This is a genomic window from Sphingomonas prati, assembly GCF_014643515.1.
GTDB lineage: Bacteria > Pseudomonadota > Alphaproteobacteria > Sphingomonadales > Sphingomonadaceae > Sphingomonas_R > Sphingomonas_R prati.
Map to the genome: position 1 here is coordinate 1 of NZ_BMJP01000015.1, position 10,240 is coordinate 10,240.

At 64.0% G+C, this 10,240-nt stretch carries 10 protein-coding genes; 7 read left to right on the forward strand and 3 right to left on the reverse strand.

Going from position 1 to position 10,240, the window contains the following annotated elements; genetic code table 11:
• A partial coding sequence (locus tag IEX50_RS17170) for an Ig-like domain-containing protein (RefSeq protein WP_188699539.1) occupies positions 1 to 5,743 on the reverse strand: 5,743 nt, incomplete at its 3' end.
• A gap of 482 nt (positions 5,744 to 6,225) precedes the next feature.
• Here IEX50_RS17170 and IEX50_RS17175 point away from each other — a divergent pair.
• Both IEX50_RS17175 and IEX50_RS17180 read left to right on the forward strand, forming a co-directional pair.
• On the forward strand, positions 6,226 to 6,462 hold the full coding sequence (locus tag IEX50_RS17175; RefSeq protein WP_157177976.1) for an EAL domain-containing protein: 237 nt from the start codon (positions 6,226 to 6,228) through the stop codon (positions 6,460 to 6,462).
• Positions 6,459 to 6,866, forward strand: coding sequence for an EAL domain-containing protein (locus IEX50_RS17180; protein ID WP_229674167.1), 408 nt, complete (start codon positions 6,459 to 6,461; stop codon positions 6,864 to 6,866). Before IEX50_RS17175 ends, IEX50_RS17180 begins: the two co-directional genes overlap by 4 nt.
• Positions 6,867 to 6,950: 84 nt before the next feature.
• Here IEX50_RS17180 and IEX50_RS17185 read toward each other — a convergent pair whose 3' ends face one another.
• On the reverse strand, positions 6,951 to 7,316 hold the full coding sequence (locus tag IEX50_RS17185; protein WP_157177974.1) for a hypothetical protein: 366 nt from the start codon (positions 7,314 to 7,316) through the stop codon (positions 6,951 to 6,953).
• Here IEX50_RS17185 and IEX50_RS17190 point away from each other — a divergent pair.
• The gene (locus tag IEX50_RS17190) at positions 7,303 to 7,497 is read left to right on the forward strand and encodes a hypothetical protein (RefSeq protein ID WP_188699541.1); all 195 of its coding nucleotides are present in this window, start codon (positions 7,303 to 7,305) and stop codon (positions 7,495 to 7,497) included. The genes IEX50_RS17185 and IEX50_RS17190 overlap by 14 nt on opposite strands.
• A gap of 63 nt (positions 7,498 to 7,560) precedes the next feature.
• Entirely contained in the window at positions 7,561 to 7,749 is a 189-nt protein-coding gene (locus tag IEX50_RS17755; RefSeq protein ID WP_308419305.1) for a DUF6771 family protein, read from the forward strand.
• Positions 7,750 to 7,819: 70 nt separating this feature from the next.
• Here IEX50_RS17755 and IEX50_RS17195 read toward each other — a convergent pair whose 3' ends face one another.
• Complete coding sequence (locus IEX50_RS17195; RefSeq protein ID WP_157177973.1) at positions 7,820 to 8,182, reverse strand: hypothetical protein; 363 nt, start codon at positions 8,180 to 8,182, stop codon at positions 7,820 to 7,822.
• A 140-nt stretch (positions 8,183 to 8,322) separates the two neighbouring features.
• On the opposite strand from IEX50_RS17195, the gene IEX50_RS17200 reads away from it, so the two are divergent.
• From IEX50_RS17200 to IEX50_RS17210, 3 genes are all read left to right on the forward strand, one after another.
• The gene (locus IEX50_RS17200) at positions 8,323 to 8,874 is read left to right on the forward strand and encodes a DUF3489 domain-containing protein (RefSeq protein WP_157177972.1); all 552 of its coding nucleotides are present in this window, start codon (positions 8,323 to 8,325) and stop codon (positions 8,872 to 8,874) included.
• Positions 8,874 to 9,269, forward strand: a complete 396-nt coding sequence (locus IEX50_RS17205) for a DUF2924 domain-containing protein (RefSeq protein WP_157177971.1) — start codon at positions 8,874 to 8,876, stop codon at positions 9,267 to 9,269. Before IEX50_RS17200 ends, IEX50_RS17205 begins: the two co-directional genes overlap by 1 nt.
• The coding region (locus IEX50_RS17210; protein ID WP_188699543.1) for a recombinase family protein at positions 9,262 to 10,240 on the forward strand (979 nt) is incomplete at its 3' end. The genes IEX50_RS17205 and IEX50_RS17210, both read left to right, overlap by 8 nt.

A 10,240-nucleotide genomic window follows, 5' to 3' on the forward strand; every position in this document is an offset into this window, starting at 1 on the left:
TCCAGGTAAAGCTCTGCGACGCGCTGAGACCCGCCGCATCGGTCGCGGTGACGGTGACGGTGTATGCTCCGCCGCCGACCTGGCTCGCCGAGCGATCGATCGTGCCCGAGATCACGCCCGTCGCGGTATCGAGCATCAGCCCCGTCGGGAGCCCCGTCGCGCTGTAGGTCAGCGTTGGATTGTCGACATCGTCGAACGCACCGGCGGTCCCGAGCGAGACCGCATCACCGTCCGCATCGTTGCGCGGCGGCAGCGTGCCGACCCGCACCGGCGCGTCGTTCACCGCCGCAACCGTGACGGTTATTGATGCGGTCGAGAAACCGCCCTGGCCATCGCTGATCGTATAGCTGATCGTGTCGTTGCCGTTGAAATTGGCGTTCGGCGTATAGGTCAGCGTGCCGTTCGCGTTGATGACCACCATGCCGTTCGCCGCGCTGCCCGCCGTCACGGTCAATGGATCGCCGTCCACGTCACTATCGTTCGCCAGCACGGGGATCGTGACCGGCGTATCCTCGTTCGTCGCCGCGGTGTCGTTGACCGCAACCGGGCGGTCATTGACCGGTGTCACGGTGACCGCGACGGTCGCCGTCGTAGTGCTACCTTGGCCGTCGGATATCGTATAGTTGATCGTGTCCGGACCGTTGAAGTTCGCGCGCGGCGTGTAAACCAGCGAACCGTCGGCAGCGATCGATACCGTACCGTTGATCGCACTCGCGGCGATCACGGTCAGCGGGTCGCCGTCGGGATCGACATCGTTGGCCAGCACGACGATCGAAACCGGCGTGTCCTCAGACGTCGTCGCCGTGTCGTTGGCTACAATCGGCGCCGGGTTGGTGACGGTCCACCCAAAGCTCTGCGTCGCCGTCAAGCCCGCCGTGTCGCGTGCGGTGACCGTCACGGCATAGATGCCGCCGTTAAGCTGGCTGGCGGAGCGATTGATCGTCCCCAAAATCACGCCCGTCGCGGCGTCGACCGTCAATCCGGCCGGCAATCCGGTCGCGCTGTAGGTCAGCGTTGCACTGTCGACGTCGGTGAACCCTCCCGCGGTGGCGACCGACACGACGTCCGCGTCGAGGTTGCTGCGGGCGGGCAGCGTTCCGACTGCGGTCGGCGCGTCGTTCACCGGCACGACGGTGACCGCGACGGTGGCGGTCGCAGTGCCACCCTGGCCGTCGGAAATCGTGTAGGTGATCGTGTCCGAACCGCTGAAGTTCGCGTTAGCGCGGTAGGTGAGCGTGCCGTTCGGGTTGATCGTGACCGTACCGTTTGCTGCCGCGGCGGTGATCACGGTCAACGGATCGCCGTCACGATCGCTGTCGTTTGCCAGCACCACGATCGTAGCTGTCGTATCCTCGTTGACGGTCCCGGTATCGTTGACTGCGGTCGGCGCATCGTTGCGCGCGGCGATCGAGACAAGCACGGTCGCGGTGCTGGTGCCGCCCTGCGCGTCAGAGATGACGTACGCGATGGTATCGCTGCCGTTATAGTCTGCACTCGGCGTATAGGTGAGCGTGCCGTTGGCGTTGATCACCACCGATCCACGCGTCGCGGAGGCACTGACGACTGTCAGCGGATCGCCGTCGGGATCGGTGTCGTTCGCGAGCACCGCGATCATGACCGGCACATCCTCGTCTGTCGTCGCGCTATCGTTGGCCGCGACCGGAGCCGGGTTGGTGATTGTCCACGTAAAGCCCTGCGTCGCGGTCAGGCCACCTGCGTCGCGAGCGGTGACGACGACCGAATAGACGCCGCCAACCACTTGGCTGGCCGACCGGTTGATTGTCCCCGAGATGACGCCGGTCGCCTCGTTGATGGTCAATCCCGACGGCAGGCCGATCGCGGTGTAGGTCAGCGTCGCGTCGTCGACGTCGGCAAAGCCACCCGCCGTCGCCACCGAAACGATCGCGGCATCGGCGTTGCTGCGGGCGGGCAGCGTGCCGACCGGCGTCGGCGCGTCGTCCATCGCGACGATCGTCACCGCGACCGTCGCAGACCGCGTGCCACCCTGGCCATCGCTGATCGTATAGGTGATCGTGTCCGCGCCGTTGTAATTGGCGTTCGGCGTGTAGGTCAGCGTACCGTTGGCGTTGATCACCACCACGCCGTTCGCCGCGCTGGCGCTGACCACGGTCAGGGGGTCGCCATCGGGGTCGTTGTCGTTGGCAAGCACGGCGATAGTGACCGGCGTGTCCTCGCTGGTCGAGGCGGTGTCGTTGACAGCCAGCGGTGCCGGATTCGTCACCGTCCAGGCAAATCCCTGCGTCGCGGTCAGCCCGGCGGCGTCGCGTGCCGTGACGACCACGGCATAGTTTCCGCCGTTCGCCTGACTGGCCGACCGATCGATCGTGCCGGAAATGACACCCGTCGCCGCATTAATCGTCAGCCCGGCAGGCAGGCCGGTCGCGGAATAGGTCAGTGTTGCATTGTCGACGTCGTTAAAACCAGCCGCGGTCGCGATTGACACGGTGGCGGCATCGGGGTTGCTCCGCGCAGGCAGCGTTCCGACCGCGATCGGCGCATCGTTGACCGCGGCAATCGTGATCGCGACGGTCGCGCTGCTCGACCCGCCCTGACCGTCTGAGATTGTATAGCTGATCGCGTCGGTACCGTTGAAATTGGCGTTCGGCGTATAAGTCAGCGTACCGTTGGCATTGATCGTGACCGCACCGTTCGCGGCGCTCGCCGCGACCACCGTTAGCGGATCGCCGTCGGGATCGGTATCGTTGGCCAGCACCGCGATGGTGACCGACGTATCCTCGCTGGTCGAGGCGGAGTCGTTAGCTGCGACCGGCGCGGGGTTGGTGATCGTCCAGCCGAAACTCTGCGTCGCGGTGGCACCCGCCGCATCGCGCGCCGTGACGACGACGGTGTAAAGCCCGCCGTTCGGCTGGCTGGCCGATCGGTTGATCGTGCCCGAGATCACACCTGTCACGGCATCAATGGTCAGCCCGGCTGGAAGCCCGGTCGTTGAGTAGGTCAGCGCTGCATTGTCGACATCGCTGAACGCGCCTATAGTTCCAAAGGTAACGCTGGCCGCATCGACGTTGGTGCGCGCCGGCAACGTACCGAGCGCCACCGGAGCATCGTTGACGGCGGTGACGACGACGGTCGCGTTCGCGGTTTCGGTCGTTCCGTTCGACGTGACGCGATAGGTGAAACTCGTCGTGCCATTGTAGTTCGCAGTCGGTGCGAAGACGAGCTGTCCCGCTGCGTTCAGACTGACCGATCCGTTGGCGACGGCAACCGCCGCCCCGCCGGCAATGATGGTCACGCCATCGACCGCCGTGATCATGCGCGCCGCATTCTCGAAACTGTCGTTGCCGAACACGTTGATCGCGATCGGCGTATCTTCCGCCGTCGTCACGCTGTCGTTCGCAATATCGGCCACCGGGGTGACCGTGATCGCGATCGTGTCGGTATCGGACTGCGCCGTGCTGCTGTCGACGGTCCGCAGCGTGATCTGCGCAGTGCCGTTAAAATCGGCGAGGGGAGCATACGTCAGGCCCTGCAGCGCCTGGTTGATCGCAGCGAGGCTGCCAACGAAGGTCATCGTCGAATCCGCGGTGCCGTCGCCCTGGCTAAAGGTCAGGCCGGCGAGCGATCCAAGCGTCAGGCTGCCGTTCGTGACGCTCAGCGTCACGGTCTGAGGCGCACCCTCCACATCGACGATCGCAATCACGTTGCCGTTGGCGTTGGAGAAGACGATCGGGGCGTCTTCCGCTGTGATCTGCGCACCCGGCACAGTGTTGACCGGCGCGTCGTCGACTGCGGTCACGGTGACCGCTACGGTCGCCGTGGCAGTACCGCCGCGACCATCGGACACGACATAGATGATTGCGTCGGTACCGTTGAAATTTGCGTTGGGCCGATAGGTCAGCGTGCCGTCGGGATTGATCGTAACCGTGCCATTCGCCGCCGTCGCGCTGCTGACGCTCAAACTGTCGCGATCGACGTCGCTGTCGTTGGCCAGGACCGCCACCGTGACGGCTGTATCCTCCGCCGTCGTCGCGCTGTCGTTCACCGCCACGGGTGCATCGTTGGCGCCGGTGATCGTGATCGTCGCGGTCGCCGTGGACGTCCCACCATTAGCGTCGGAGATCGTGTAGCTCAACGTCTCGACCCGGGTCTGACCGACGGCCAGCCCGTTGTCGACACCGTTGTCGGCGTAGGTGAAGGTGCCGTTGGCGTTGAGGGTCACGCTCGCGCCCGAGGCCAGCATGGTCGGCGTACCGACCGGGATCGCGGTACCCGCAGAGTTCCGCACCGAGACGACCGTCAGCGTATCGCCGCGCGGATCGCTGTCGGCATTGTTGCCGTTATTGTTCAGCAGGTTGCCGCTGAACGATCCGAAATCTTCGTTCTGCGTAAACACGTCGTTGCGGGCGATCGGCGACGCGTCGACCGCGGTCCCGATCTCGAACCCGTCGCTGCCGACCGCTCCGGTCGCCCGAATGCTGAACTGGACCGACGTAAACGTACCGCCGATGCGGACGCTGCCGGCGGCGGTTCCCTGGGTACCGTCCAGGCTCGACTCGGTGTTCGCCGCCACGGTCTGCCCGATTGTGCGGGTGACCGTGCGCGTCCCGCTATCGACGACGAAATGCGCCGGACCCGCGATCTTGGCCAGCGTTGCGCCAGACGTCAGCAACGTCAGCAACGCACTGTTCGAGGTTGTACCGATGGCACCGCCGAGACGGTCGAGATGGATGACCGGATTAATGACCGCCTGGCTGAAGCTGATCGTGATGGTGCCGACATCGGTCGCGTTGGTAGTGGTCCAGGTCGTGCTGAGCGACGGTTGCCCCTGGGCGCCATTGTCGAACGCGGCGATATTGTTGAAAGCCCCGTTCGACGTACCAGCAAAGGTGCTGGATCCGGCCCCGGTAATGGTTATGCTGACGGTGATACCGTCGACCACGGTGGTCGAGGTGTTACCGTTGATCGTCCAGGGGCCGGTGTTCGTGCGAGCGAGTAGGCCGCTGAAGTCGTCGCTTGCCAGCATACTACTCTGGACATAGCCGTTCGATGCCTCGAGCTTCCAATCGCCGCCCAGCGTCGCGCTGCCGGTAGCATCGGTCGATGCCGCGATATCCGCGCCCGTCACGCGGGCGAGCGCGTTCATCGCCTCTTGCCCGACCGGGCCTTCGCCGAAGTCGCAACCATAGACCAGGATGTCGCCATCGACCGACAACTTGCCGCCGATTGCGGCGAATGACGCCATGAGTTCGCCATTGATCGATCCCACGTCGATCCGTGTGTTGCCCAGATCAAACGACCCAGCGCTGCCGTGGCTGACGATATGAATCGCGTCGATCCCGGTCATCCCGATCAGGGCTTGCCGCATTTGGTCGATACCATCGCGGTCGGCGTCGATCAGAATAACCTGCCCGCGATCCGCCCATTGACCCGCCAGTTCCTCGTAGTTGTCGACGCTGCGGTCGATGAAAATGACCTCGTTAGGGGCACTGCGATCCCGCTGCACCACGCCGAGCCAGTCCGCCAAGCCGACATCCAGCGCCCAGCCCGACAGGTCATCCGCCCTCGTGCTCGGTGCGAAGTGGTGCGGCTCCGGCGCGTCCAACTGGACCGCATCGCGCGGATCTAAGACGCCGATCGAATCCAACGTGGTCGCAGCAGTCGCCACTGCCGCCCCGTCGAACATCATCCGCGGCTCGAGCGCAATAAGGTGCGGCACGACGGTACGAAGACCGCCGGCTGTTCCTAAACTGGAACGCTTGATCACGCCTGACCTCCGCTAGACCTGTTCATGTTTTCCAGTCCGACAGAGACTATGAAGAATGTATAATCACTCATGGTCGTAAAAAACGGCCCGTCGTCCCGTGTTGGCGTCGAACCCAGCTAAAATCGCGACCATCATTGTATAACCTTGATCCGTGTATCGCATGAAGCCTAAGAAGACCCACGGACCGTCAATAAAAGGTTAATTAAACGATAGAGGGTACGGTCAGGAGATACCATTTAGACGAAGGTCTAACGGGCGCGATCACATACGAGATTGGATGCTATTGGTCGCGGCAAACGTCGGCGCGCAGCTACCCGACCGTCATCGGTGGTAATCATTCACTTTTCGACATTTCGTTAACCGACGGATCGCCGCGCTTCGCGCGGTGCAGGGCCGTCACTCTCTTAGCTGGAGCAACGCTACAGTTGGCGAGTTCCGCTGTTCTACGCAAGGATAGGACAGTAACGCAGGAACGCGAACGGATGACCGCTGACATCGCGACGTGGCGCAAGCTCGGTCTGCCTTTCGAACGTATCGCCTTCAACGTCTCGGGTGCGAGGTTCCGCCAGCGGGACTTCAAGGCCCGCACTCCGAGCTGCATCGCCCGCGCCGGCATTCTGGCGTCCGATCTTGAGCTGGAGGTGACGGAGAACATCCTGCTCGAGCACACCTTGCACGACGTCACAGCAACGTTCGAGCATTGCGCGCGCTCGGAATGACCACCGCGCTGGACGACTTCGGGACCGGCTACGCTTCGCTGGTCCATCTAAAGAAGTTTCCAGTCGACACGCTCAAGATCGACTGGTCGTTCGTCCTAGCCCTGGCCGATGCGTGTAACGTCGGCATTGTGCGCGCGATCGTCAATCTGGGTAAGGACCTCGGCATCACGACGGTCACCGAGGGGATCGAGACATACGCTCAGGCGGACCCGCTGCATTACGAAGGATGCGATCACGGGCAAGGATACCCATTCAGCCGCGCGATCGCCGCCGAGCAGGTACCGCTCATCTTGTGCAGCTACGACATTGGCTGGACTCCGGGCGAGCGTTGCTCCGGCAGCGACCGTCGCTTGATTGAGTTCGCCTACCAACTGCTGACGCAAACGACGGCGCCTAGCGCATAGCCCAGCCAGTCGCACACGAGCACGATCAGGCGGGGTGAGCCGAGGTTCGGCCCGAGATTGCGGCGCGGCCACCTGCCCGCTCGGTCACCGTCCGGCCGCTTGCGCCCCTCGACTTGCTCCCCGGTCTCGCACCAGTCGTCGTAGATCGGCATCAGGCGCCGGTCCAACAACGGTCTGGTCGTCGGGCGGCGCGTCGACGTCGCGCTCGACCGAGACCACCGTCCGCAGGCCGCAGGCCGCAGGCCGCAATGCGTCTACCACATGCCCGGCCGTGAGGATCCGCCCCTCGAACGAGCCGAAGCCAACACACCTCGAGGGGTGCGACGAGACCTTCTCAAAGTCCTTGTAGGGCGCCGCCTTCGGACCACGGTTTACAATGCGCACGGGCGACCGCGGCTCATACACCACCTGTGTGCCGTCCTCAAACTGGATCAGGATGTTCGCGCGCATCGACTTCCCCAGCGCGAAGGAGTGGATGACTATGAACGTCATCCGGATAGGCTGTGCCCTGAACAAGCGACCGCTATTGCCGATTCGCGCACAAGAGCGGACGGACCGCGATCCACCAATTCCAGACATTCAATACCGGGTTGCCAAAGCGGGCGTGGAGCAGACTGTCCGCAAAATCTGAAAGCCAGCTCCGACGGCGCATGCAGGCTTGTGATGTTGGACTTGTTTCGTTCTCATAATTCGCATGGATATCGAACCTCGCCGCCCGCCTAAAATTCTCCGCGAGTCACCGATATGGACCAGATTAGGCCTGACCGCACCTGATCCCAGACTGCGCGCCAGAGCGGCGGACAGGCTGGCTGAATATCTCACCGCCGAGTTGGCGCGGCCCGACGCGCCAGACATTCGGCAACTTAGCCTGCCGATCCAGTAAAGCTGGCGGACTCGTGGCTCGGCGAATATCTGCGATGCCCCGGACGGTACCGTAGTCCTGTGCGCGACGCTTAGGTCAAATGCCGAAGAAGCTCACTGACCGCTTCGGCGACAATGGCAACTTCCTGTCCAGTTTGACGCAGACGTTCCGCAAGCGCTGACCGCGTGCCGAGATCAAGGTGGGCGCCCTGCCCCTCTGCGGCCGCGCCAGCGGCATCCTCAAGCCGCACGGTCATCAGGTAGAAGAGCTTCGAAATTAGCTCGTTCGTCTCATTCGGGTCGGGGTCCACGGCGTTCTCCTGCCCGCACACCAGGACGAAACCGGCCTCGACAGTCCAGATGCAGCTTTCGCGCATTCCGCCACGATCTGCAGAACTGCCTGAACTCTGCGCATGAAGCGACATTCCACTCGACTTGGGCACATGTTCGAGCATTGCTGTCGGTGCGGGCCGTTTGACGGAACCTGCCTGAGCCGGTGCTACCCACCGGGACCGCCCCGCGAGCCTTGCCTCGACGGGGCTCGGGTCAGTGGCAGCGGCATCCCGCCGCGGTCGCAGACTGGAAGACCGATCTCATGGCACGCCCCTTCAAGCTTACTGATCTCCAGCTCATCCTGCTGGCGACTGCCGCCCAGCGTACCGACGGCAGCATCCTGCCCCTGCCCGAACAGGTCAGCGATCAGGGTGCCCGTATCCGCAAGGCCATCCCGCCGCTGCTGAAGCATGCGCTGGTTGCAGAGACGTCTGTAACCGACCCGAACTGCAGCTGGCGGCAGGATGGCGACACCTGCTTTGGATTGCTCATCACGGACGCTGGACGGGCAAAGATCGCCTTCGATGGCACGCAGACCGCGCCCGAAGCTCTGGTCTCAACGGACGTGCCGGCGAGCGCCAAAGCAGCCGTCGTTGTTGAGACCACCCTCCCCGCCACCACGCCGGGAAGCAAGATCGCCATGGTTGCGCAGCTACTCCGACGTGACGACGGTGCCAGCCTGGACGAACTGGTGCAGGTCACCGGCTGGCTGCCGCACACGACCCGGGCGGCCCTGACCGGCCTCCGCAAGAAGGGTCATGCGATCATCCGCAGCGGCGAGACCGGCGCGACCCGCTACCATCTGGCCGCCTGATGCGCATCGAGGAGAAGCTTGCTCGGCTGGCGACATTATCGCCAGCCGAGCTGCGTGCCGAATGGATGCACGCCTACAAGGTGCCTGCCCCCAGGCTCTCGCCGGACCTGCTGCGACTAGGCATCGCTTATCGTCTGCAGGAAAAGGCGTACGGTAAGCTGCCGACCCGCGTCGCACGGTCATTGACCCGGCCTGCCGCTGCGGCACCCCATACGATCAAGCCGGGCACCCAGCTCGTGCGCAGCTGGAACGGGCGCACCATCGACGTTCTGGCGACGGAAAGTGGCTTCATGCTCGACGGGCATAGCTACCGGTCGCTGTCGGCCATTGCCCGCCACGTAACCGGCACGGCATGGTCAGGGCCACGCTTCTTCGGGCTGAACGCCGATGGCTAAGGCTGCGCGTCACTCGACCAGTAGCACTGCAACGGGACCGCGCACGATCCGCTGCGCGGTCTATACGCGCAAGTCGACCGAGGAGGGGCTCGACCAGGCGTTCAACAGCCTCGATGCGCAACGTGAAGCGTGCGAGGCCTATGTCCTCAGCCAGCGTCATGAGGGTTGGGTGCTAGTCAAGGCCGCCTATGACGACGGCGGCTTCTCGGGGGGCAATATGGAACGGCCGGGACTGAAGCGGCTGATGGCGGATGTCGAAGCCGGCAAGGTCGACGTCATCGTCGTGTACAAGGTCGACCGACTGACGCGCGCCCTGTCGGACTTCGCCAAGATTGTCGAAGTACTGGATGCCCGCGGCGCGTCGTTCGTGTCGGTAACGCAGGCGTTCAACACCACCACCAGCATGGGCCGGCTAACGCTCAACGTGCTGCTGTCCTTTGCCCAGTTCGAGCGCGAGGTGACCGGCGAGCGTATCCGCGACAAGATTGCGCAGTCGAAGGCCAAGGGCATGTGGATGGGGGGACCGGTGCCGCTCGGCTACCGCGTCGAGGACAGGCTGCTCGTTGTTGACGAGGATGACGCTCGCACCGTCCGTCACATCTTCGAACGCTACGTGGCACTCGGCTCCGGCAGGGCGCTTATCGACGAGCTGCGCAGCGAAGGGTACCGCACCAAGGTCCGTCAGCAGGCGAATAAGCCGGCCCGCGGAGGCGTGCCGTTCGGGCGAGGCATGCTGTTCAACATGCTCGGCAACCGGATCTACCTTGGCGAGATCGTCCACAAGGGGGTGGCGGTGAACGGCGCGCATCTGCCGATCATCACTCCCGAGCTTTGGGACCAGGTTCAGCAGACGCTCGCGGCCGGCCAGGTCGAGCGCACGTCCGGGACCAACCACCGTGCACCGAGCCTGCTGGTCGGCATCCTCTACGATATGCATGGTCGACGGATGTCGCCGAGCCATGCCGTGAAGT

Coding starts and splice junctions, on each gene's coding strand:
- IEX50_RS17175 (WP_157177976.1), top strand. CDS start 6,226: ATGACCGCTGACATCGCGACGTGGCGCAAGCTCGGTCTGCCTTTCGAA.
- IEX50_RS17180 (WP_229674167.1), top strand. CDS start 6,459: ATGACCACCGCGCTGGACGACTTCGGGACCGGCTACGCTTCGCTGGTC.
- IEX50_RS17190 (WP_188699541.1), top strand. CDS start 7,303: ATGTTCGCGCGCATCGACTTCCCCAGCGCGAAGGAGTGGATGACTATG.
- IEX50_RS17185 (WP_157177974.1), bottom strand. CDS start 7,316: ATGCGCGCGAACATCCTGATCCAGTTTGAGGACGGCACACAGGTGGTG.
- IEX50_RS17755 (WP_308419305.1), top strand. CDS start 7,561: ATGGATATCGAACCTCGCCGCCCGCCTAAAATTCTCCGCGAGTCACCG.
- IEX50_RS17195 (WP_157177973.1), bottom strand. CDS start 8,182: ATGCTCGAACATGTGCCCAAGTCGAGTGGAATGTCGCTTCATGCGCAG.
- IEX50_RS17200 (WP_157177972.1), top strand. CDS start 8,323: ATGGCACGCCCCTTCAAGCTTACTGATCTCCAGCTCATCCTGCTGGCG.
- IEX50_RS17205 (WP_157177971.1), top strand. CDS start 8,874: ATGCGCATCGAGGAGAAGCTTGCTCGGCTGGCGACATTATCGCCAGCC.